This window comes from Modestobacter lacusdianchii (genome assembly GCF_054177765.1).
In genome coordinates this window covers 1-23295 of sequence record NZ_JBJJTJ010000038.1, presented here as the reverse complement: position 1 = coordinate 23295, position 23295 = coordinate 1, and the positions used below count along the sequence as shown (strand labels likewise).

Genomic DNA, 23295 nt, shown 5'->3' with positions numbered 1-23295 from the left:
CCGGGTGGAGCTGCCCACCGTCGAGCTGCGCCCGCTCACCCGGGCGGACCTCCCGCTGCTCTGCCGCTGGCTGGCCGAGCCGCTGGTCGCCCGGTGGTGGGACGACGACCCGTCACCGGCGGCCGTCGAGCAGCGGTACGGGCCCAGCATCGACGGCACCGACCCGACCGCGGTGTACCTCGGCGTGCACGAGGGGGAGCCGTTCGGGCTCGTCCAGGTCTACGCGTTCGCCGACGAAGCGGAGTCGCTGGACGAGCTGGCGGCGATCTGCCCGGTGCCCGCGGGGGCGCTCAGCATCGACTACCTGGTCGGCGAGCCCGCGGCCCGCGGGCGCGGGCTGGGCGCGGCGATGATCGCCGCCGCGGTCGCCCGGGGCTTCGCCGCCCACCCGGACGCCGAGGACGTGCTGGTGCCGGTGGCGCTGGGCAACACCGCCTCCTGGCGGGCGCTGCAGCGAGCCGGCGCCACCTGGTACGCCGCGGGTGACCTGGCGCCGGACAACCCGGTCGACCCACCGGACCACGTCGTCCACCGCTTCACCCGGCCCGGGTGCGCCTGACCGGCTCGGTCATCCCCGGCACCTCGGAGCGCCCGCCGCGAGTTCGCGAGTGGGGGGGCCTCCTTCAGAGCGGGGAGCCGCCCCCGGCGGACGGCGGCTGCACCCGGAGCACCCGGTCGTCGTCCTCGACCGGGGTGCCCACCCCGTCCCGGTTGGAGGTGGTGATCCAGAGGGCGCCCTGCGCGTCGAGCGCGACGCTGCGCAGCCGGCCGTACTCCTCGGTGAGGAACGGCTCGGGCTCCTCCACCGGGACGCCGGTGCCGTCGAGCTCGACGACGTGCACCCGCTGCCCGTCCAGCGCGCCGAGGAAGACGTAGGGGCCCGCGGCCGCGCAGCCGCCCAGCCCGCCCTCGTCGGCCGGCACGGTCAGCACCGGGGCGGTGCCTCCGCCGCCGTACGAGCTGCCCGCCTGCAGGGCGTTGAGCTCGTCAGCCCCGCCCGGCGCCTCGTCGGTGGCGTAGAGCTGCTCGCCGTCGCCGGTGCAGATGGCGGTCACGTCGGCGTGGCCGCTGGTGTACACCGGGCCGGTCCCGACCGGCTGACCGAAGACGTCGACGGCCAGCACCTTGCCGGCCAGCGACGCCGGGTCGGCGGCCAGCGCCGGGTCACCCGCGTCGCCGGTGCCGACGAAGAGCGTGCCGTCCAGGCCGAACAGCAGCCCGCCGCCGTTGTGCACCGCACCGCGCGGGATGCCGGTCAGCACCGGGTTGGGGGTGCCGCCCAGCGGGAAGCGGACGACGCGGTTGTCGGTGGCGGTCGAGACGTAGGCGTAGAGCAGCCCGTCCTCGGCGAAGGTGGGGGAGACCGCCAGCCCGAGCAGCCCGCCGTCCCCGCTGCCGTCGACGCCGGGCAGGGTCATCAGCTCCTGGGCCGGAGAGCGGTCGGGGAAGACCTGCAGCAGCCGGCCGGTGTCCCGCTCGCCGACCACCGCGGTGCCGTCGGGCAGCAGCGCGATCCCGGTCGGGACGGCGAGGTCGGTGGCCACGACCGCCGGGTCGCCCTCCTGCTCGTCCTGGGAGCCCGGCGTCGAGGGCTCACCCGGCACCGGGGCGGGGCTGCTCTCCACCGGTGGGCCGACCTGCGGCGGAGGGGCGTCGGCCTGCTCGCGGAACGGGCCGGCGGGTTCGTAGCCGCCGCCGCAGCCGGCCAGCAGCAGGCAGCCCAGCGCCACCGTCAGCACCGGCCGGGTCGCGGCGCTCCGCCGGGTCCCGCGTGCCGTCGTCCGCCGTCCCACCCCCGCAACAGTACGGCGGCGCCGGCGGTAGCACCCGGGCCCGCGCGCCGGCCGGCCCGGGGCCGCCTAGGGTCGGGGACCGTGCCCGACGCGACCGCCCCCGCCGCCCCCGTCCTGCCACTGGGTCCGGAGGAGACGTTGCACGTCCTCGTCCCCTCCCGCGCCCTCGCCGAGGCCGTCGAGGCCCTGTCGCCGCGGGTCCGCGCGCACCGGTTCGACCCGGCCGACGGCGTGCCGACCGGGGAGGCGGCCCGGGCGCAGGTGATGGTGCCGCGCGGTGGCGGGGACGTGGACGCCGAGGTGCTCGACGCGCTGCCGGAGCTGCGGCTGGTCCAGCTGATGAGCGCCGGGGCGGAGAAGTTCGTCGGCCGGCTGCCCGAGCGGGTCACCCTGTGCAACGCCCGCGGCGCGCACACCCCCTCGACCGCGGAGTGGGCCGTCGCCGCGACGCTGGCCGCGCAGCGCGGCATCCCGCACTTCACCCGCGCGCAGGACGCCGGCCGCTGGGCCCCCCGCACCGAGCACTCGCTGGTCGGCGCCAAGGTGCTGATGGTGGGCGCCGGCGACATCGGCCGCACGATCGGCCGCATGATGGCCGGCTTCGACGTCGAGCTGACCTACGTCGCCCGCACGGCCCGGGACGGCGTGCGCAGCATCGACGACCTGCCCCAGCTGCTGCCCGAGGCCGACGTGGTGGTGCTCATCCTGCCGGTGACGCCGCAGACCACCGGCCTGGTCGACGCCGCCTTCCTGGCCGCGATGAAGGACGATGCCCTGCTGGTCAACGCCGCCCGGGGCGTGGTGGTCGACACCGACGCACTGCTGGCCGAGCTGAGGTCGGGCCGGCTGCGGGCCGCGCTGGACGTGACCGAGCCCGAGCCGCTGCCCGAGGGGCACCCGCTGTGGTCGGCACCCGGGCTGCTGCTCACCCCGCACGTGGCCGGGGCGGTGCCGGACACCAACGCCCGCGCCGCCGCCGCGGTCACCGACCAGCTCCGGCGGGTGCTGGCAGGGGAGCCGCTGCAGAACGTGGTCGACGAGTACTGAAGAGGACCCCCTCGCCCCCCACGACACGCTCCGCGCGCCGCGGGGCCCTGCGAGGGGGCCGGGTCCGCGGCCGTCAGGGCCGGGTCGGTGCCTCGGGGTCGGGGATGCGGCCGCCGGAGAGGGCGGCCAGGCGCGGCAGGTCGCGGGCGCGCAGCACCGGCAGCCGCACCTGGGTGCCGGCGACGGTGACCAGCCACAGGTCACTGCGCTCGCCGACCCGGATGCCGGTCAGCTCGGGCCAGCCCACGGTGCGCGCGCCCACCAGCGAGCGCGCGGTCACCCCGGCGTCACCGACGTCGACCCCGACCCGGAGCACCCAGGCGGCCAGTGCGGCAGGGACGGCGAACAGCACCAGCAGCCACGGTGAGGCGGCGGCCAGCGGGATGACGCAGAACGCCAGGAACAGGACCGGGAGGAGCGCCGTCCGGCTCATCCGCATGCGAGCGACTGCCACGTCCGCATCGTCCCAGACGGGACCGGCCCGGCTCAGCCGGCGTTGAGCCGGGCCAGCCGGGCGGCGCTGTCGGAGTCGGCGGCCGCGGTGTAGACGACCAGCTGCAGGTCAGGGGAGTCGGCGAGGGTGAGCTGGTGGTGCTCCAGCAGCAGGGTGCCCACCGCAGGGTGCTCGAAGCGGCGCTCGCTGGAGCTGAAGGAGTCGACGTCGTGGCTGGCCCAGCCGGCCCGGAAGTGCTCGCTGGCCTGCTGCAGGCGGGCGAGCAGGTCGACGACGTCCGCGTCGTGCAGCCGGGCGCCGGCCTCGGCCCGGAACTGGGTGAGGAACCGCCGGCTGTCGGTGGTCCAGTCGCCGAGCAGCCGGCGCACGTAGGGGTCGGTGAACACCACCCACAACAGGTTGCGGTCGGCGGCCGGGGCGGTCGCGACCCCCGGGTAGAAGCGGGCGTAGGCCGCGTTCCACGCGACGATCGACCAGCTGGGCGTGATCACGTAGGCGGGGGAGTCGCCGAGGGCGTCCAGCAGCCGCTGGGCGTGCGCCGGCACCCGCGCCCGGCCGGGCTCGGCGGGGGCCGCTGCGGCGTGCCCGGCCAGCCGCAGCACGTACTGGTGTTCGGCCGGGGACAACTGCAGCGTGCGGGCGACGGCGTCCACCACCTGCCGGGACGGCCGGATGTCCCGGCCCTGCTCCAGCCACGTGTACCAGGTGTGGCTGACCCCCGACAGCAGTGCGACCTCCTCCCGGCGCAGGCCCGGGGTGCGCCGCTGACCACTGACCGGCACCCCCAGGCCGCTGGGGTCGACCTGCCGGCGCCGCGACCGCAGGAAGGCGGCGAGCTCGGTCCTGGATGACCGGTCCACGGTATGGATTCTCCCGTCGGTGGTGGTACCGGTACCAGTATCAACGGTCTCCTTGTCCACCCCGCCGATCGACCGCACCCTGGACCGGCAGGCACGAGGAGGGGACGGCGTGGAGACGGTCAGACGGGTCAGCGGCTTCGCCGGCCGGTGGTTCGCGGTGATCGTCGTGCTGGCCGGGGCGCTGGCCCTGCTGGTGCCCGGCGCCTTCGCCGGCGGCACGGCGGCCGTGCCCTGGCTGCTCGCGCTGATCATGCTCGGCATGGGCATGACCCTGCGGCCGGTGGACTTCGCGATCGTGCTGCGCCGGCCCTGGGCGCTGGTGGCCGGTGTCGCCGCGCAGTTCGTGGTCATGCCGTTGCTGGCGTTCGGGATCGCCGAGGTCCTCGACCTCTCCCCGGCGCTGTCGGCGGGGATGGTGCTGGTCGGCTCCGCGCCCGGCGGCACCGCGTCCAACGTGATCGTCTACCTGGCCCGTGGCGACACCGCGCTGTCGGTGGCGATGACGTCGGTGTCCACCCTGCTCGCCCCGCTGCTCACCCCGCTGCTGGTGCTGTGGCTGGCCGGCCAGTACCTCCCGGTCGACGGCTCGGGCCTGTTCGTCTCGATCGTGCAGGTCGTGCTGGTCCCGGTGCTGCTCGGGCTGCTGCTGCGCCGGCTGGTGCCGCGGCTGATCGAACGGCTGCTGGACGTGCTCCCGCTGGTCTCGGTCACCGGCATCACCGTCGTCGTCGCGATCGTGGTCGCGGCCAGCGCGGACACCCTGCTGTCGGTCGGCCTCCTGGTCGTGCTGGCCGTCGTCCTGCACAACGTGCTGGGGCTGGGGCTGGGCTACGCGGTGGCCCGGGCCTGCGGGTTCGACGAGCAGGGCCGCCGCGCGGTCAGCATCGAGGTCGGCATGCAGAACTCCGGCCTGGCCGCCGCGCTGGCGACCGCACACTTCTCGCCCGCCGCCGCGCTGCCGGCTGCGCTGTTCTCCGTCTGGCACAACGTCTCGGGCTCCCTGCTGGCCGGCCACTGGGCCCGCCGCAGCGCCGCAGCCGACCCCGACCCCACCCTCCCCGCCGGTGCCCCCGGCTCCCGCACCTGATCAGGAGCACGCCATGACGACCACCCAGCCCACCTCCGCACCGGGAGCGACCGGCCTACCATCCCCGGTCGTGACGACCGTGGAAGACCGCCCCGCCAGCGACCGCACCGTCGACGTCAAGCCGCGCAGCCGCGAGGTGACCGACGGGGACGCCAAGGCCCCGGCCCGGGCCATGCTCCGCGCGGTCGGCATGGGCGACGACGACTTCGCCAAGCCCCAGGTCGGCGTCGCGTCGTCCTGGAACGAGATCACCCCCTGCAACCTCTCGCTGGACCGGCTGGCCAAGCGGGCCAAGGAGGGCGTGCACGCCGCCGGCGGCTACCCGCTGGAGTTCGGCACCATCTCCGTCTCCGACGGCATCTCCATGGGCCACGAGGGCATGCGCGCCTCGCTGGTCTCCCGTGAGGTGATCGCCGACTCGGTCGAGACCGTCGTCTTCGCCGAGCGGCTCGACGGCACGGTGCTGCTCGCCGGCTGCGACAAGTCGCTGCCCGGCATGCTGATGGCCGCCGCCCGGCTCGACCTGGCCAGCGTCTTCGTCTACTCCGGGTCCACGCTGCCGGGGAAGCTGGGCGACAAGGACCTCACCCTGATCGACGTCTTCGAGGGCGTCGGCGCCTGCGCCGCCGGGAAGATCACCCGTGACGAGCTGACCGCCATCGAGAAGGCCGCCTGCCCGGGGATGGGCTCGTGCGGCGGCATGTACACCGCCAACACGATGGCCAGCGTCGCGGAGGCCCTCGGCATGGCGCTGCCGGGCAGCGCCGCACCGCCCGCGCCGGACGCCCGCCGGGACGCCATCGCGATCGCCTCCGGTGAGGCCGTGGTCGAGCTGCTGCGCAAGGGCATCACCGCGCGGCAGATCATGACCAAGCAGGCGTTCGAGAACGCCATCACCGTGGCCATGGCGCTGGGCGGCTCGACCAACGCCGTGCTGCACCTGATGGCGATCGCCCACGAGGCCGACGTCGACCTCACCCTCGACGACTTCAACCGGATCGGTGACCGGACGCCGCACCTGGCCGACGTCAAGCCCTTCGGCCGGTACGTGATGACCGACGTCGACCGGATCGGTGGCGTGCCGGTGGTCATGCGGGCGCTGCTGGACGCCGGCCTGCTGCACGGCGACGTGCTCACCGTGACCGGCCGCACGCTGGCCGAGAACCTGGCCGAGATCAGCCCGCCGGACCCCGACGGCGCGATCATCCGCGCGATGGCCGACCCGATCCACAAGACCGGTGGGCTGACGGTCCTGCGTGGCTCGCTGGCGCCCGAGGGTGCGGTGGTGAAGTCCGCCGGCTTCGACGCCGACGTCTTCGAGGGCACCGCTCGCGTCTTCGACGGCGAGCAGGGCGCGATGGACGCCGTCACCGAGGGCACGCTCCAGAAGGACGACGTCGTGGTGATCCGCTACGAGGGCCCGCGGGGTGGCCCGGGCATGCGCGAGATGCTCGCCGTGACCGGGGCGATCAAGGGCGCCGGGCTCGGCAAGGACGTGCTGCTGCTCACCGACGGCCGGTTCTCCGGCGGCACCACGGGGCTGTGCGTGGGGCACATCGCGCCGGAGGCCGCCGACGGCGGGCCGATCGCCCTCGTCCGCGAGGGTGACCGGATCCGGCTCGACCTGGCCGCCCGCACGCTGGAGCTCCTGGTGGACGACGACGAGCTGGCCCGCCGCCGCGAGGGCTGGGCGCCGCCGGCTCCCCGCTACACCCGGGGCGTCCTCGGCAAGTACGCGAAGCTCGTCGGCTCGGCCGCGCAGGGAGCCATCACCAGCTGACCTCCGGGCACCGCTCGAACGGGTGATCCCACCGCCGCTGACCTGTTGCGGCGGTGCCGGCCCGCCGACAGTCCTCGGGTGGAGCAGAGGCGACGGACATCTCCGGGGTGGCTGCTCGCCGTCCCGGTGCTGACCGGGGCGGCGGGTGGCGCCGCGCCGCTGGCTGCCGACCTGCTGCTGCTGGCCGCCGCGCTGGGCACCGTCGTGGTGCTGTGGCGCAGCGGCTCCGGGCAGGGCGCACGGCTGGGCGGCTGGCGGCTGCTGGCGGTCGCCGTGCTGGTCGGCCTGGCCGGCAACCTCGGGGCCGGGCTGGCGGGTGCCGGGCTGTTCGTGGAGGCCGGTCGGGCGGTGGGGCTGCCCGCCCTGCTGATCGCGCTGGTCGCGGTGCTCCGGCTGCTGACCCCGGGGCAGCTGCGCCAGGGCGGTGCCCGGTTGCTCACCGAGACCCTGTTGTTCTTCAGCGCGTCGATGGTCCTGGCGCAGGTGCTGGTCGTCGGTCCGGCGCTGGGCGGGGAGCCGGTCGGCACCGCCCGGCTGGTGCTCGAGCTGGCCTGCCTGGCCACGGCGTCGGTGCTCTCGGCCGTCCTGGTGCTGGTCGCGGCGTCCGCCGGCCCGCGCCGGGTGACCGGCGCGCTCATGCTGCTGGCCGTGGCCACCTGGGCGGTTGCGCACGGGCTGGCCCTGGCCGGCCCCGAGCTGCACCCGACCGTGCTCACCGCCGGGGTGCCGGCGGCCCAGCTGGCCAGCCTGCTGCTGGTCTGCGTGGCGGCACACCGTGACCCCGGCGCGGCCGCGGTCGCGCCCCCCAGCCGGCGCAGCTCCCGGCTCGGCCAGGCCGGCCAGCTCGCGCCGCACCTGGTCATGGTCGCCGCGGTGCTGGCCTACCTGGGCGTCCCGCTGCTGGGCACCGAGCCGCCGCCGGCCGCCGGGGCGGCCCTGGTCTGCTGTCTGGCGCTGACCCTGGTGCACCGGGCGGTCACCGCCCGGGACGAGGCGCGGGTCGCCGCCCGGCTGCGCAGCAGCGAGGCGTACTTCCGGTCACTGGTCCGGTCCAGCAGCGATGCCGTGGTCATCCTCGGCAGCGACCTGCGGATCACCTGGGCGGCGCCCTCGCTGGCGCCGGAGCGGGACGACCCCGGCCCGGCCCTGCTGGGCCGGCCGCTGGTGGAGGTGGTGCACCCCGAGGACGCCGCCGGGGTGCGCAGCTGGCTGTGCGACGAGAGCGGTCCGGTGGGGCTGTGCAGCTTCCGGCTGCCCGACGGCGCCGGGAGCTGGCGGGTCCTGGAGGCCGGCGCCAGCGACCTGCGCGCGGACGCCGACGTCCGGGCGCTGGTGCTGCACTGCCGGGACGTGACCGCCCGGCGCGACCGCGAGCACGAGCTCAGCTCGCTGGCCTTCACCGACCCGCTCACCGGGCTGCCCAACCGCGCCGCCCAGCTGGTCGCTCTCACCGAACTGCTCGGCCGGCTCCCGTCCGAGGGGGCGCCCGCCAGGGCGGACCAGGCCGGGGCGCCGGGCGACGAGGACGCCCCCGGGGCGGCCGCGCTCCTGCTGATTGAGGTGCAGGGGCTGCGCGAGGCCCACGAGAACGCCGGCCGGGACGTCGTCGACGTCGCCCTGGCCGAGGTGGCCCGGCGGCTGCGCGGGGTCGTGCGCGCCGAGGACCAGGTGGCCCGGATCGGGGCCGAGCTGTTCAGCGTGCTCGCCGCCGGGACGGTGGCCGACGCGGATCGGCTGGCCGCCCGCTGCCTGTCGGTGATCGACGCCCCGATCCGGACCGAGCTGGGGATCGTCGACCTCACCGCGGTGGCCGGGCTGGTCCCGCTCGCCGGCGGGCTCACCGAGCGGGAGGTGGTCGACCGCGCCGAGCTGGCCGTCACCGACGCCCGCAGCGCCGGCGCGGGGTCGGTCCGCCGTCACCGCGACGAGCTGACCGCCGCCCGGGACCGGCGCGAGCTGCTGCGCGCCGACCTCGTGGGAGCCCGCGAGCGGGGGGAGCTGACGTTGGCCTGGCAGCCGCTCATCGCCCTGGACGACCACCGCGTCACCGGCGTCGAGGCGCTGCTGCGCTGGCGGCACCCGGTGCTCGGTGACGTGCCGCCCGAGGAGTTCCTGCCGGTCGCCGAGCGCGGCGGCCTGGTGGGCGACCTGCAGCGCTGGGTGCTGCGGGAGGCGACCGCGGCCGCAGTGACGTTGCCCCACCAGGGGGAGCCGCTGAAGCTGGGCGTCAACGTGTCGGCCCAGCACCTGGCCGGGGGCACGCTGGTGGGCGACGTGACGGCCGCGCTGCGGGCCAGCGGCATGGCGCCGGACCAGCTGGTGCTGGAGGTGAGCGAGTCGGCGCTCACCGGGGGCGACGTCGCCGACGACGTCACCGCCCTGCGGCTGATGGGCGTCCACCTCGCGCTCGACGACTTCGGCCGGGCCAGCTCCTCGTTGCCGGCGCTGGGCCGGTTGCCGCTGGACATCATCAAGCTCGACCGCTCCCTGCTCTCCCGGGTCGACCGGGACGTCTACGCGCGGGCGGTGTGCGAGGCGGTGGTCGCGCTGGGCCGGACCCTGCGGGTCGACGTGGTCGCCGAGGGCGTGGAGACCACGAGCCAGCTGTCCGTGCTGCACGGCCTGGGCTGCGGCTTCGCCCAGGGCCACCTGATCTCCCGGCCGGTGAGCCTGCCCCGCCTGGTGCAGCTGCTGGAGGCCGACGGCGGGCGGCTCGTGCCGGGCCTGTCCGACCGGGTGGGCGCATCGTGACCGCCTCCTCGCTGCGGGGCCGGGCGCTGCCCGCCGTCCCCTCCCTGCCGATGCCCGTGCACTGGCCGCGTGCCGCGGTGCTCTCGCTGCTGGGCAGCGTCGCCGTCGGGCTGGGTGTCGTCGAGTTCGTCTGGCCGGCGGCGTCGGCGCACGCGGGGCCGGCGGTGCTCAGCGCCGCCTCGCTGGCCATCGGCGTGCTGGTCGTCCGGCACGCGCTCCGGCTGGACCGCACGTCCGCCGGGCCGTGGCGGGCCTTCGCCGTCCTCGCCTTCCTGCTGTGCACCGGTGAGGCGATCGCCGCGGTCCGCGGGGTGGGGGTCAACGCCAGCGAGGCCGGCCTGCAGGACGTCCCGCTGGTGGCCACCGTCCCGTTCGCCCTGCTCGGCTGCGCCCGGCTGGTGCGCTCGGCCGCCACCGGCATCGGCGCGCGGGTCGTCCTGGACGCCGCGGTGGCCCTGGTGGCGCTGTCGGCGCTGCTGGAGGTGGTGGTCACCTCGGCGCTGGGGCGGGCCGCGGGGTCGGTCGACGGCCTGATGACGCTGGGCTACCCCGCGGTGGGCGTGGTGCTCTGCACGGTCGGGCTGATCACCTTCGCCGGGGTCAGCGACGCCCGCCGCGCCGCGGCCGGGTGGCTGCTGGGCTGCTTCGCCTCCGTCGCGGTGGTCACCGTGAGCGGGTCGATCGCCGCGGTGAGCCCGTCGGCGACCACCGACCTGCTCACCGGCACCGCCTGGCTGGCGATGCTGGCCTCCGGCACGCTGGCCATGGCCGCCGACCCCGGCCAGACCACCGAGCCCGACGACGTCGCCACCGGGGTCCCGTTGCTCGGTGTGGTGGTCAGCTACTGCGCTGCGTTCGGCGTCGTCCTGGTGCTGCTGGGCGGCCGGGTCGCCGGGCGGTCGATCGACCCGCTGGAGGCGGCCGCGGCCTCCCTGCTGCTGGTGCTGACCTTCGCCCGCACCCTGGTGTGGGCGGCGGACGGTGCCCGGCTGACCCGCCAGGTGCTCCGCACGGAGTCCTACTTCCGCACCCTGGTGCACAGCGCCGCCGACGTCACCATCGTGCTGGACCGCCACGGCCGGATCACCTGGGCGTCCGGCGCCGGGCAGGGGCCGGACGCCTGGTCCGCCCGGGACCTCGAGGGGCACCGGCTGGCGGAGTTCGTCCACCCGGAGGACCGAGCCGAGCTGCACACCGTCCTCCACCCGGCGCTGGGACCCGATGCGTCGAGGCCCCGGTCGTTCCGGCTGCGGACCCGGGACGGCGGGTGGCGGCACCTGGAGACCGTGCGGGTCGTGGCCAGCGCGGACCTGCAGGCAGCGCCGTCGGAACTGCCCGGACGCGCTGACGGGCGGGCCGGTGACGGGCTCGTGTTGCACCTGCGGGACGTCGACGACCGGCGGGAGAGCGAGCTCGAGCTCCAGCGGTTGGCCTACACCGACTACCTCACCGGGCTGCCCAACCGGGCCCGGCTGATGGCCGGCCTGACCGGCGCGCGCAGCCGGGCGGCGGAGGGGGAGACCTCCTGCCTGCTGCTGCTGGACCTCGACGGGTTCAAGGCGGTCAACGACGTCGCCGGGCACGAGGCCGGTGACCTCCTGCTGGTGGAGGTGGCCGACCGGCTGCGTGCCACGGTGCGTGATCGGGACCTGGTCGGCCGGCTCGGTGGCGACGAGTTCGCCGTCCTGGTGCGGGCCGGTCTGGACGAGGCGACGGCGCTGGCCGAGCGGATCATCGGCGAGCTGGCCGGGGTGCACCGGTCGGTGCCCACCCCGGGAGCCGACCCGGACCTGGTCTTCGACGTCTCCTGCAGCATCGGGGTAACCGAGGTCGACCCCGCCGACGACGTGCCGACGACGGTGCGCCACGCGGACCTGGCGCTGCGTGCGGCGAAGGCCGCCGGCAAGGGGCGGGTGCGCCGGCACGGCGAGACGGCCGACAGCGCCACCGCCCGCCGCACCCGGCTGGCCCGCGACCTGCCCGACGCGCTCTCCCGCGGCGAGCTGCGGCTGGTCTACCAGCCGGTGGTGGGCACGGTCGAGCGCCGGGTCCTCGGCCTGGAGGCGCTGGTGCGCTGGGACCACCCGGTGCTGGGCGAGATCTCACCCGACGAGTTCGTCGGCCTGGCCGAGGACGACGGGCTGATCGTGCCCCTGCAGCGGTGGGTGCTGGAGCAGTCGACCGCGGAGCTGGCCGGGCTGCTGCGCCAGGGACGGGACCTGCGGCTCGGCGTCAACATCAGCGTCCGGCACCTGCAGTCGGGCAGCCTGGTTCCCGACGTGACCGCCGCGCTGGCCCGGGCCGGGTTGCCGCCGAGCCGGCTGATGCTCGAGGTCACCGAGTCGTTGTTCATCGGAGAGCCCGACCGTGCCGACGGGGACCTCCAGACGCTGCACGACATGGGGTGCGTCATCTCCCTCGACGACTTCGGCCGGGGCTACTCGACGTTCGCCTACCTCACCCGGCTGCCGGTCGACGTGCTGAAGATGGACCGGGAGTTCCTGGCCGGCATCGAGGACGACGAGCGCAGCGCCGCCCTGGTGCACAGCGTGATCGAGCTGGGCCGCCGGCTGGCCATCGACGTCGTCGCCGAGGGCGTGGAGACCCCCGGACAGCTGGCGGCGCTGCGCGAGCTGGGCTGCCGGTTCTTGCAGGGCTTCCTGCTCGGCCGGCCGACCCGGCCGGAGGCGCTGCCGGCGGTGATCGACGGCTTCGACGCCGCCCTGCTCGGCGCGCAGCCCTCCGCTCCGGTCACCGTCCCAGCCAGTGAGTGACGTCGTCCCACTGTCTGGGACGGTCTGGTTGACGGGGTCGCGGGGCGGGGGCACAGTGTCTCCCGTGCCCAGCACCCGTCTCCTCGTAGCGATCCACTAGCGCGCCGGTCCCTCCCGACCGACGCGCCACCCCTCCGTGCCACGGCACGAGGGGTTTTTTGTTGGCCGGGCACCGCTCGGCCGGACCGCCGAGAGATCCGCCGCAGCACCCCACCCCGCGCCCAGGGAGATCGACCAGATGAGCACCCCCAGCACCTCCGGCCGCACCGCAGCGGCCAACCGTCCCGGCACCGGCCCGGCTCCCGGTGCCGGCTCCGCGCCGGCCACCCCCATGCAGCCCACCGAGGCGGCCGCGCAGTCCACCCTCGGGGTGGAGACGACGGCCCGCACGATCGCCGATGCCGCGAGCGAGCCGGTCTCGGGGATCACCGGCGCGCAGAGCCTGGTGCGGTCGCTGGAGGCGGTCGGCGTCGAGGTGGTGTTCGGCATCCCGGGCGGGGCGATCCTCCCCGCGTACGACCCGCTGTTCGACTCCGCGCTGCGGCACGTGCTGGTCCGCCACGAGCAGGGCGCCGGGCACGCCGCCACCGGGTACGCCCAGGCCACCGGCCGGGTCGGGGTCTGCATGGCCACCTCCGGTCCGGGCGCGACCAACCTGGTCACCCCGCTGGCCGACGCCTACATGGACTCGGTGCCGATCGTCGCGATCACCGGCCAGGTGCCCAGCGCCGCGATCGGGACCGACGCCTTCCAGGAGGCGGACATCCGCGGCATCACCATGCCGATCACCAAGCACAACTTCCTGGTCACCGACCCCGACGAGATCCCGCAGCGGATCGCCGAGGCCTTCCACCTGGCGGGCACCGGCCGCCCCGGCCCCGTGCTGGTCGACATCTCCAAGGACGCGCTGCAGGCCACCACCGACTTCAGCTGGCCGCCGCGGCTGGACCTGCCCGGCTACAAGCCCACCACCCGCCCGCACGGCAAGCAGGTGCGCGAGGCCGCCGCCCTGATCGCCGGCGCCAGCCAGCCGGTGCTCTACGTCGGGGGAGGCGTGCTCAAGGCCGGAGCCACCGCCGAGCTGGCCGAGCTGGCCGAGCTGACCGGCGCGCCGGTCGTCACCACGCTGATGGCCCGCGGGGCCTTCCCCGACAGTCACCCGCAGAACCTGGGCATGCCCGGGATGCACGGCAACGTCACCGCCGTCACCGCGCTGCAGAAGGCCGACCTGCTCGTCGCCCTGGGTGCCCGTTTCGACGACCGGGTGACCGGTGAGCTGTCCAGCTTCGCGCCGCACGCGGCCGTGGTGCACGCCGACATCGACCCGGCCGAGATCGGCAAGAACCGCAAGGCCGACGTGCCGATCGTCGGCGACGCCAAGGCCACCATCGCCGAGCTGGTCACCGCGCTGCGCGCCGAGCACGAGGCCGGCCGCACCCCGCAGCTGACCGGGTGGTGGGCGCAGCTGGAGGACTGGCGCGCCCGCTACCCGCTGGGCTACGACTGGCCCGAGGACGGGATGCTCTCCCCGCAGTACGTGATCGAGCGGCTCGGTGCCATCGCCGGACCGGACGCGATCTACGCCTCCGGGGTCGGGCAGCACCAGATGTGGGCCGCCCAGTTCGTGAAGTACGAGAAGCCCGGCACCTGGCTCAACAGCGGTGGCCTGGGCACCATGGGCTACGCCGTCCCCGCGGCGATGGGCGCCAAGTTCGGCTGCCCCGACACCACCGTGTGGGCGATCGACGGCGACGGCTGCTTCCAGATGACCAACCAGGAGCTGGCCACCTGCGCCATCGAGGGCATCCCGGTCAAGGTCGCCGTCATCAACAACGGCAACCTCGGCATGGTCCGGCAGTGGCAGACCCTGTTCTACGAGGGCCGCTACTCCAACACCCACCTGAACACCCACGGTGGCAAGGACGGGTCGCCCCGCCAGGTGCGCATCCCCGACTTCGTCACCCTCGCCGAGGCGCTGGGCTGCGTCGGACTGCGGTGCGAGTCCAAGGACGACGTCGACGCGGTGATCGAGAAGGCGATGGCGATCAACGACGCCCCGGTCGTCATCGACTTCATCGTCGGCTCCGACGCCCAGGTGTGGCCGATGGTCGCCGCCGGGGCCAGCAACGACGAGATCCTGGCCGCGCGCGACGTCCGGCCGGTCTTCGGCGACGGACAGGTCTAGGACCCCCTTTCCCCCCACCACTCGCAGGCTCGCGGCGGGCCCCTGAAAGGGGGCCGAACCGCAGATCGGAACGAGGTCCTCTCATGCCACGACACACGCTGTCGGTGCTCGTCGAGAACAAGGCCGGTGTGCTGGCCCGGGTCTCGGCGCTGTTCAGCCGGCGCGGCTACAACATCGAGTCCCTGGCCGTGGGGCCGACCGAGAACCCCGACCTGTCCCGGATGACGATCGTGGCCGACGCGGAGGCCCAGCCGCTGGAGCAGATCACCAAGCAGCTGAACAAGCTGGTCGAGGTGATCAAGATCGTCGAGCTGGACACCGCGGCCGTGCAGCGCGAGCTGCTGCTGGTCAAGGTGCGTGCGCCGCTGGCCGACCGGGCCCAGGTGCTGCAGACCGCCGAGCTGTTCCGGGCCCGGGTGATCGACGTGAACACCGACACCGTCACCCTCGAGGCCACCGGCACCCCCGACAAGCTGCAGGCACTGCTCGCCGTCCTCGCCCCGCTGGGCATCAAGGAGATGGCGCAGTCGGGCACCGTCGCCCTGGGCCGCGGCCCGCGGTCGATGAGCGGCGCCGGTACCTTGCGCCCCGTCGAGCGCTCCGCCTAGTTCCGCTCCACCCACCCCCGCGCTTTATCGCGATAAAGCACAGACCGAAGGGAACCAACCGCCCCATGGCCGCCGAGATCTTCTACGACGACGACGCCGACCTCTCGATCATCCAGGGGCGCACCGTCGCCGTCCTGGGCTACGGCAGCCAGGGCCACGCCCACGCGCTGTCCCTGCGTGACTCCGGCGTCGACGTCCGCGTCGGCCTGCCCGAGGGCTCCAAGAGCCGGGCCAAGGCCGAGGCCGAGGGCCTGCGCGTGGTCACCCCCGCCGAGGCGTCCGCCGAGGCCGACCTGATCATGATCCTGGCGCCGGACCACGTGCAGCGGAAGCTGTACACCGAGTCGGTCGAGCCCAACCTGCAGGACGGCGACGCGCTCTTCTTCGGCCACGGCTTCAACATCCGCTTCGGCTACATCAAGCCCCCGGCCGGTGTGGACGTCGCGATGGTCGCCCCCAAGGGCCCCGGCCACCTGGTGCGCCGTGAGTTCAGCGACGGCAAGGGCGTGCCCTGCCTGATCGCCGTGGAGCAGGACGCCAGCGGCTCGGCGCAGGCGCTCGCGCTGTCCTACGCCAAGGCCATCGGCGGCACCCGGGCCGGCGTCATCAAGACGACGTTCGCCGAGGAGACCGAGACCGACCTGTTCGGCGAGCAGGCCGTGCTCTGCGGCGGCATGTCCGCGCTGGTCACCGCCGGGTTCGAGACGCTCACCGAGGCCGGCTACCAGCCCGAGATCGCCTACTTCGAGTGCCTGCACGAGCTCAAGCTGATCGTCGACCTCATGTACGAGGGCGGCATCGCCAAGCAGCGCTGGTCGGTCTCCGACACCGCCGAGTACGGCGACTACACCTCCGGGCCCAAGGTCGTCGACGCCCGCGTCAAGGAGTCGATGAAGGAGGTCCTCACCGCCATCCAGGACGGTTCCTGGGCCGCCGGCTTCATCGCCGACCAGGACGCCGGTGCGCCGGACTTCACGGCCAAGCGGGCCGCCGCCGAGGCGCACCCGATCGAGGCCACCGGCCGCCAGCTGCGCGGTCTGATGAGCTGGGTCAGCGCCAGCGACGACTACACCGGCACCGCCGCTCGCTGAGCGAGGGCCCCGCGACGAGCGGGGCCGGCCGGACACCGCAGGGCCCCCGCAGCGATCGCTGCGGGGGCCCTGCGTCACTGCCGGGGGAGGGCGTCAGCGCCGGGTGAGCTCCCGCCGGCGGCGGTGCGCGGCGAAGAACTGCCCGGACGAGCGCAGGCACAGCAGGACCAGCATCGCCAGGGCTGCGGCGAAGAGCGCGACCAGCAGGACGACGCTGCCGAGGTCACCCGACGGCTGCGGTTCCAGCGCGATGCCGATGAGGCCGAAGAGCAGCACCAGCCCGGTGCAGGCGACCGCGATCGAGGAGCCCACCAGCAACAGCACCCGGCTGCGCCCGCGCAGCGCCAGCACCGCGCCCCACACCATCACCACCGTCCAGGCCAGCGCCAGCAGGGCGATGCCCACCAGGACGGCGCGCACGTCGTCGACCCCGGCGGTCGTGCCGGTGTCCAGGCTCGGGTCGCTCTCCAGCACGTCGGCGAGGTCGTCGATCAGCGCGCCGCCGGCGAACAGCCCGACGGTCACCAGGAGCCCGAGCGCCGCGTGCACGAGGGCGAGCACCGCCGCGGTGATCACCGTGCCGGGGCGCGCCGGCCGCTCCTGCCCGGAGAACTGTCCGGGCTGCTGCTCGTAGGGCGAGGGCACGTACTGGCCCTGCGCGTACTCGCCCCGCCCGTACTGCCCCTGCCCGTACTGCCCCTGCGCGTACTGGCCCTGCGCGTACTGCTTGTACTGCCCCTGCCCGTACTGGTCCTGTCCGTACTGCCCCTGCTGGTACTGGTCCTGTCCGTACCGGGGCTGTCCGTACTGCCCCTGCCCGTACTGCTCCTGTCCGTATCGGGGCTGCCCGTACTGGCCCTGCTCGTACTGGCCCTGTCCGTACCGGGGCTGCCCGTACTGGCCCTGCTCGTACTGGCCCTGGTGGCTCGGCCCGGGCTCGGACCGGCCGTACCGCGGCTGCTCGTACCGCGGCTGCTCGTACGGCGACTGCTCGTACGGCGACTGCCGGTACGCGGTCGGGCCGGACTGGTCCTGGCGCCCGGACCAGGAAGGCCGGTCGGCGCCCGGCTGCTGACCCTGGGCGGTCGAGCCGGTGCTCGGTGCGGGGTCGGGCTGGCCGGGGCGTTCGGCGGCCGGCCGGCCCGGTGGCCGGCCGAACGGGGTCGTCTCCTGACGGCCCTGGGCGTCGTCCCGGTCGTTGTCCATGATCTCCTCCGCACGGGGCCGGTGGCACCGGCGCTGAGCCGTCAGGATGGCCGGGCGGGGGGGAGCCGGGCAAGCAGGCCCCCGGCCCGCCGTCGTCCACCCAGTGGGAACGCCGGGCACCGGCGCCCCGCGGGCGCGCCGACCTCCCTAGGCTGTGCTCCCGTGACCACGACCGCGCCCGTCGTCCTGATCGCCGAGCAGCTCGCCCCCAGTGTGCTGGAGGTGCTGGGAGAAGACGTCGAGATCCGCCACGTGGACGGCGCCGACCGGTCCGCGCTGCTGCCGGCGCTGGCGGAGGCCTCGGCGGTGCTCATCCGGTCGGCCACCCAGATCGACGCCGAGGCGCTCGCCGCCGCGCCCCAGCTGAAGGTCGTCGCCCGCGCCGGCATCGGCCTGGACAACGTCGACGTCGCCGCCGCCACCGAGCGCGGTGTGCTGGTGGTCAACGCCCCGACGTCGAACATCGTCAGCGCCGCCGAGCACGCCATCGCCCTGCTGCTGGCGGCGGCCCGGCACATCCCGGCCGCCGACGCCTCGCTCCGGGACGGCACGTGGGCCCGGTCGAAGTTCACCGGCGTCGAGGTCACCGAGAAGACCGTCGGCGTGGTCGGGCTGGGGCGGATCGGCGTGCTGGTGGCGCAGCGGCTGGCCGCCTTCGGGGTCACGCTGATCGCCTACGACCCCTACATCCAGGCGGGCCGCGCGGCCCAGCTCGGCGTCCGGCTGGTCAGCCTGGACGAGCTGCTGCGCGAGTCGGACTTCATCACCGTGCACCTGCCCAAGACCCCGGAGACCCTCGGCCTGATCGGGGCCGAGCAGCTGGCCGCCACCAAGCGGGGCGTGATCATCGTGAACGCGGCCCGCGGTGGCCTGGTCGACGAGGCGGCGCTGGCCGAGGCGCTGCAGTCGGGTCAGGTCGGTGCCGCCGGCATCGACGTCTACGCCAAGGAGCCGTGCACCGACAGCCCGCTGTTCGGGCTGCCCAACGTGGTGGTCACCCCGCACCTGGGCGCGTCGACGACCGAGGCGCAGGACAAGGCCGGCACCGCGGTGGCCCGCAGCGTGCGGCTGGCGCTGCAGGGCGACTTCGTGCCCGATGCGGTCAACGTGCAGGCCGGTGGCGTGGTCGCCGAGGACGTGCGGCCGGGGCTGCCGCTGGCGGAGAAGCTCGGCCGGGTGTTCACCGCCGTGGCCGGCGGGCTGGCCCAGTCGGTGCACGTGCAGGTGCAGGGCAAGATCGCCGAGTTCGACGTGTCGGTGGTGCAGCTGGCGGTGCTGCGCGGGGTCTTCTCCGACGTGGTGGAGGAGCCGGTCACCTACGTCAACGCGCCGCTGCTGGCCGACCAGCGCGGGCTGGACGTCAGCCTCTCCAGCAACACCGAGAGCCCGGACTACCGCAACCTGATCAGCGTCCGCGGCGCGATGGCCGACGGCACCGAGGTGACCGTCTCCGGCACGCTCTACGGCAAGAACCAGGTGCCCAAGCTCACCGAGGTGAGCGGCTTCGACCTCGACCTCACCGCCGACGGGCACCTGCTGTTCTTCGTCTACGGCGACCGGCCCGGCGTGGTCGGTGCCGTGGGCGCCGCCCTGGGCGAGGCCGGGGTCAACATCGCCGGCGCCCAGGTCAGCCGCACCACGCAGGGCGGCGAGGCCCTGATGGCGGTCACCGTGGACAGCCCGGTCAGCGGGGAGCTGCTCTCGGAGATCGGGCAGCGGATCGGTGCCCGCCAGGCCCAGGTCGCCGACCTCACCGCCAGCTGACACCTCCACCTCCGGCTGTCGAGGCCGCGTCGTCCCACCCGGACGACGCGGCCTCGCGTGCGTCCGGGGCCGGTGCGGCCTCGGCCACCTGCCGTTCGTCCGAGTGGTTGAGGACTGGTGCAACGTGTCAACCGCGCGTTCACGTTCACCCGTTCGGCGTACGGCGCGCCGGAGGACAAACGGTCGGCACGGGTCCGAAACCCAGCCGTGTCACAGCTGCGGCAGATGCTCCGCACAATGGTCTGCGCTGCTCCGAACGGCCTATTGGCCGTTAGTCAGGGCAACGACCACGGTGTGACTGTTCCGTCTCGGCACCGCACACGCGGTGACGACACGGCCGTTGCAGAACTCGCTGACAGGGGTGCACGTGAGTCCGAGAAGTACGTATTCGCACCGGGCAGGACGCCGACGCGTCCTCGTCCGGACGGGGGTCGTCGCCGTCGCGGCCACCCTCGCGGCCACCGGTGGGGCAGGCAGCGCGCTGGCTGCCCCCGCCGCTCCGGTCACCGACCGGGCGCAGGCCACGCTCGATGCCGCGCAGCTGGAGGAGGTCCGCTCCCAGCTCGCGGCCCGGGCCGACTCCGGTCGACCGGCCGGCCTGCCCGAGAGCGGTCCGGCCTCGTTCTTCCTGCAGATCGACACACCGGCGACCTCGCAGGTCTACGCCGACGCGCTGGCCACCAGCAGCGCCGCGCAGGCCGCCGAGGCGGCCCGGGCCGCGCAGCCCGGCGTGGAGGCCGCCGCCGACGAGGTCGTCGCCGAGCTGCCCGGTGCGGTCGCCGACGCCGAGGTGCTCTACACCGCCTCGACGGTCGTCTCCGGGGTCGCGGTCTCCGCCGACGCCGCCGACTACGAGGCGCTCACCACGCTGCCCGGCGTCACCGCCGTCCTCCCGATCACCCCCAAGGAGACCAGCAACACCGGCGCCGCCAGCGTCGTCCGGGCCGTGGAGGCCTGGGAGGCCCTGGGCAACACCGGGGAGGGCGTCTCCGTCGGCATCATCGACACCGGGATCGACTACACCCACGCCGACTTCGGTGGCAGCGGTGACGTCGCCCAGTTCGCCGCCATCCAGGCCGCCGAGGCGCAGCCCGCGCCGGCCGGCGTCTACCCGAACGCCAAGGTCGTCGGCGGGCACGACTTCGTCGGTGACAGCTACAACGCCGACCCGGCGTCCCCGGCCTACCAGCCGGTCGCCATGCCGGACGAGAACCCGCTGGACTGCAACGGGCACGGCACCCACGTCGCCGGCACCGCGGCCGGCTTCGGCGTGACCGCGGACGGCGCCACCTACACCGGCGCCTACGACGAGTCCTTCGACCCCTCCGCGCTGCGGATCGGCCCCGGCATGGCGCCGGACGCCGAGCTGTACGCGCTGAAGGTCTTCGGCTGCGAGGGCTCCACCAACGTCACCATCGAGGCCATCGAGTGGGCCATGGACCCCAACGGTGACGGCTCGATCGACGACCACCTCGACGTCGTCAACCTGTCGCTGGGCTCGGAGTACGGCCTGGCCGACGACGCCGACGCGATGGTCGCCAACGAGGCGATGGCCCGCGGCATGCTCGTGGTGATGTCGGCCGGCAACTCCGGCGACAGCTACGACATCGGCGGCTCGCCGGGCAACGCCCCGCGCGGGATCGGCGTCGCCGCCTCCAACGACGGCTACGGCGTCTTCGACGGCTGGCAGGTCGTCTCCGGCGGCGGCCCCACCGGCATCCGCCCGGGGCTGCGGTCGATCGCCTACAGCGACCTGGACGAGGCCGGCAACGTCAAGCCCGACGTCACCGGGCCGGTGGTGCTCCCCGAGGCCGGGGACGACCCGACCGGCTGCGCTCCCTGGAGCGGGGACTACACCGGTGAGATCGTGCTCATCGAGGCCGCCGGCTTCGCCTGCGGCTCGGTGGCCAAGGGCAGCAACGCCCGCGACCACGGTGCGATCGGCTTCATGATCATCGGCGACGACGACCTGCTGGAGACCGGCATCACCGGCGTCCCGCAGATCCCGGGCATCCTGGTCACCGCCACCGACGGTGCGGCGCTCGCCGCCGCCGTCGAGGCCGGCCCGGTCACCGTCACCTTCGGGCCCAGCCTCAAGGACGCCGCGATCGTCGACGACCCCGCGCAGGTCGACCTGCTCGCGTCGTTCTCCTCGCGCAGCAGCCGCCAGGCCAACGGCCTCAAGCCGGACGTCTCCGCGCCCGGCGTGACGCTGTACTCCGCGGCGGTCGGCACCGGCAGCGAGGGCGTCAGCCAGTCCGGCACCTCGATGGCCGCGCCGACCACCTCCGGGGTCACCGCGCTCATCCGCGCGGCCCACCCGGACTGGACGACGGAGGAGGTCAAGGCCGACCTGATGAACACCGCCGTCCACGACGTGCACACCGCCGAGGGCGTCGTCTACGGCCCGAACCGGCAGGGCGCCGGCCGGATCGACGCGAAGGCCGCCCTGGACAACCAGGTCCTGGCCTACGCCAACGCCGGCAGCGGCGTCGTGTCGGCGTCCTTCGGGGTCATCGAGGCCAAGGACCCGAAGGTCGTGCAGAACCGGCAGATCACCGTGTCGAACAAGAGCGGCAGGACGGTGGGCTACCGGCTGGCGTACGAGGCGCTGGCCGAGCAGCCCGGGGTCAGCTACCGGGTCGAGCCCTCGGTGGTCAACGTCGCGCCGAACACCAAGACGGTCGTCAACGTCGTCCTGACCGTCACCCGGGACCAGCTGCGCAAGGTGGCCGACCCGACGGTCGTCACCGACGACGGGCGTCAGTTCCTGGGTGAGGCCAGCGGCCGGGTGGTGCTGACCCCGAGCAAGGGCGACGCGCCGACCCTCCGGGTGCCGGTGCACGCCAACGCCAAGCCCTCGTCGAACCTGATCGCCCAGGACCGCAAGGCCGGCACCTCGATCACGCTGGTCGGCCGGGGCGTCAGCAACGGCCCGGCGTTCGGCCCGACGTCCTACACCTCGCTGGTCACGGCCCTCGAGGGCCTGGGCCGCAGCCCGCAGATGCCCAAGTGCACCGACACGGCCGCCTCGGACTGCTACAAGTCCGAGCTGGAGCGCTCGGTGGACCTGGCGACGGTCGGGGTGGCCTCCGACGTGACCGCCACCCCGCAGGACCCGTGGCTGTACTTCGGGGTCTCCGCGCACGGGAAGTACACCTCGCCGGAGACGGCCGTGAACTACGGCGTCTACGTCGACGCGACCGGTGACGGCGCGTGGGACTACCAGGTGACCACCACCCGGATCGCGGACTACGACGTGCCGCTGGTCGTCGTCACCGACCGGGAGTACGAGCTGCTCCCGGCCGGCGACCCGTACGTGGGCTTCATGAACCTGGCCGACGGCACGGTGGACACCAACGCGTTCGACTCCGACGTCCAGCTCATGGGCGTGCCCACCTCGGTGATGCCGCTGGTGCAGGGCCGGATCTCCTTCGGCGTCCAGTCGGCCAGCGCCTACGGCACGGTCGACAACGTGGGCACCGTGGTCGGCCCGGCCGGTGGCGCCGAGCTGGCGGCGGAGCGGATGAGCTTCGACCCGCTCCGCCCGGGCCTGTCGTTCACCGTGGACGGCGCCCCGGCGGTGCTCGTCCCGGCCACGAACGGCACGACGATCGCGGTCCAGCAGTCGGCGTCCTACGCCGAGGACAGCTCCGTCGGTGGCTTCAAGGGCGCGATGGTCGTCCTGTCGCACAACGACACCGGGACCGGCCGGACGCTGACCGTGCCGATCTCGGTGAAGCCGGGGGCGCCTGCCCTCCCGTGACCCGAGGGTGGGGGGGGGGGGGGCCGCCGCCCCCCCCCCCCCCCCCCCCGACCCCACCCCCCCCCCCCCCCCCCCCCCCCCCCCCCCCCCCCCCCCCCCCCCCCCCCCCCCCCCCCCCCCCCCCCCCCC

The 23295-nt window shown here is 74.7% G+C and carries 15 protein-coding genes; 11 read left to right on the top strand and 4 right to left on the bottom strand.

Annotated elements, in window-relative coordinates:
• Positions 1-4: 4 nt before the first annotated feature.
• A complete protein-coding gene (locus ACJTNH_RS19000) occupies positions 5-559 on the top strand; it encodes a GNAT family N-acetyltransferase (RefSeq protein ID WP_458178514.1) in 555 nt (184 codons plus the stop codon).
• 64 nt (positions 560-623) lie between these two features.
• On the opposite strand, the gene ACJTNH_RS18995 is transcribed toward ACJTNH_RS19000, so the two are convergent.
• Entirely contained in the window at positions 624-1739 is a 1116-nt protein-coding gene (locus ACJTNH_RS18995) for a PQQ-dependent sugar dehydrogenase (RefSeq protein ID WP_458178512.1), read from the bottom strand.
• Positions 1740-1874: 135 nt separating this feature from the next.
• Between ACJTNH_RS18995 and ACJTNH_RS18990 the strand changes: the two genes are divergently transcribed.
• The gene (locus tag ACJTNH_RS18990) at positions 1875-2840 is read left to right on the top strand and encodes a 2-hydroxyacid dehydrogenase (protein ID WP_458178510.1); all 966 of its coding nucleotides are present in this window, start codon (positions 1875-1877) and stop codon (positions 2838-2840) included.
• 73 nt (positions 2841-2913) lie between these two features.
• On the opposite strand, the gene ACJTNH_RS18985 is transcribed toward ACJTNH_RS18990, so the two are convergent.
• Together ACJTNH_RS18985 and ACJTNH_RS18980 are read right to left on the bottom strand one after the other, a co-directional pair.
• Positions 2914-3294, bottom strand: a complete 381-nt coding sequence (locus tag ACJTNH_RS18985; protein ID WP_458178508.1) for a PH domain-containing protein — start codon at positions 3292-3294, stop codon at positions 2914-2916.
• A 32-nt stretch (positions 3295-3326) separates the two neighbouring features.
• On the bottom strand, positions 3327-4154 hold the full coding sequence (locus tag ACJTNH_RS18980; protein WP_458178507.1) for a helix-turn-helix transcriptional regulator: 828 nt from the start codon (positions 4152-4154) through the stop codon (positions 3327-3329).
• Positions 4155-4263: 109 nt separating this feature from the next.
• Here ACJTNH_RS18980 and ACJTNH_RS18975 point away from each other — a divergent pair, with 109 nt between their 5' ends.
• From ACJTNH_RS18975 to ilvC, 7 genes are all read left to right on the top strand, one after another.
• Positions 4264-5241, top strand: a complete 978-nt coding sequence (locus ACJTNH_RS18975) for a bile acid:sodium symporter family protein (RefSeq protein ID WP_458178505.1) — start codon at positions 4264-4266, stop codon at positions 5239-5241.
• 70 nt (positions 5242-5311) lie between these two features.
• Positions 5312-7021, top strand: a complete 1710-nt coding sequence (ilvD, locus tag ACJTNH_RS18970; RefSeq protein ID WP_458178503.1) for a dihydroxy-acid dehydratase — start codon at positions 5312-5314, stop codon at positions 7019-7021.
• Positions 7022-7099: 78 nt separating this feature from the next.
• Entirely contained in the window at positions 7100-9772 is a 2673-nt protein-coding gene (locus tag ACJTNH_RS18965; RefSeq protein ID WP_458178501.1) for a putative bifunctional diguanylate cyclase/phosphodiesterase, read from the top strand.
• On the top strand, positions 9769-12546 hold the full coding sequence (locus tag ACJTNH_RS18960) for a putative bifunctional diguanylate cyclase/phosphodiesterase (protein WP_458178499.1): 2778 nt from the start codon (positions 9769-9771) through the stop codon (positions 12544-12546). Before ACJTNH_RS18965 ends, ACJTNH_RS18960 begins: the two co-directional genes overlap by 4 nt.
• 238 nt (positions 12547-12784) lie before the next feature.
• Positions 12785-14731 (top strand): acetolactate synthase large subunit, encoded by a 1947-nt coding sequence (locus ACJTNH_RS18955; RefSeq protein ID WP_458178497.1) that lies wholly within the window; start codon positions 12785-12787, stop codon positions 14729-14731.
• Between the two features lie 83 nt (positions 14732-14814).
• On the top strand, positions 14815-15339 hold the full coding sequence (ilvN, locus tag ACJTNH_RS18950; RefSeq protein ID WP_458178495.1) for an acetolactate synthase small subunit: 525 nt from the start codon (positions 14815-14817) through the stop codon (positions 15337-15339).
• A gap of 65 nt (positions 15340-15404) precedes the next feature.
• Positions 15405-16430 carry a ketol-acid reductoisomerase gene (gene ilvC / locus ACJTNH_RS18945; RefSeq protein WP_222193914.1) on the top strand — a complete coding sequence of 342 codons (1026 nt, stop codon included), beginning with the start codon at positions 15405-15407 and terminating at the stop codon, positions 16428-16430.
• A gap of 93 nt (positions 16431-16523) precedes the next feature.
• Here ilvC and ACJTNH_RS18940 read toward each other — a convergent pair whose 3' ends face one another.
• Positions 16524-17636, bottom strand: coding sequence for a hypothetical protein (locus ACJTNH_RS18940; RefSeq protein WP_458178493.1), 1113 nt, complete (start codon positions 17634-17636; stop codon positions 16524-16526).
• 162 nt (positions 17637-17798) lie between these two features.
• On the opposite strand from ACJTNH_RS18940, the gene serA reads away from it, so the two are divergent.
• The gene (serA, locus tag ACJTNH_RS18935) at positions 17799-19400 is read left to right on the top strand and encodes a phosphoglycerate dehydrogenase (RefSeq protein WP_458178491.1); all 1602 of its coding nucleotides are present in this window, start codon (positions 17799-17801) and stop codon (positions 19398-19400) included.
• 325 nt (positions 19401-19725) lie between these two features.
• The gene (locus tag ACJTNH_RS18930; RefSeq protein ID WP_458178489.1) at positions 19726-23166 is read left to right on the top strand and encodes a S8 family serine peptidase; all 3441 of its coding nucleotides are present in this window, start codon (positions 19726-19728) and stop codon (positions 23164-23166) included.
• The last annotated feature ends 129 nt before the right edge of the window (positions 23167-23295 follow it).

Excerpts from the sequence above, each read along its gene's own strand:
- ACJTNH_RS18955 (WP_458178497.1), top strand. The coding sequence starts at position 12,785 with ATGAGCACCCCCAGCACCTCCGGCCGCACCGCAGCGGCCAACCGTCCC.
- ilvN (WP_458178495.1), top strand. The coding sequence starts at position 14,815 with ATGCCACGACACACGCTGTCGGTGCTCGTCGAGAACAAGGCCGGTGTG.
- ilvC (WP_222193914.1), top strand. The coding sequence starts at position 15,405 with ATGGCCGCCGAGATCTTCTACGACGACGACGCCGACCTCTCGATCATC.
- ACJTNH_RS18940 (WP_458178493.1), bottom strand. The coding sequence starts at position 17,636 with ATGGACAACGACCGGGACGACGCCCAGGGCCGTCAGGAGACGACCCCG.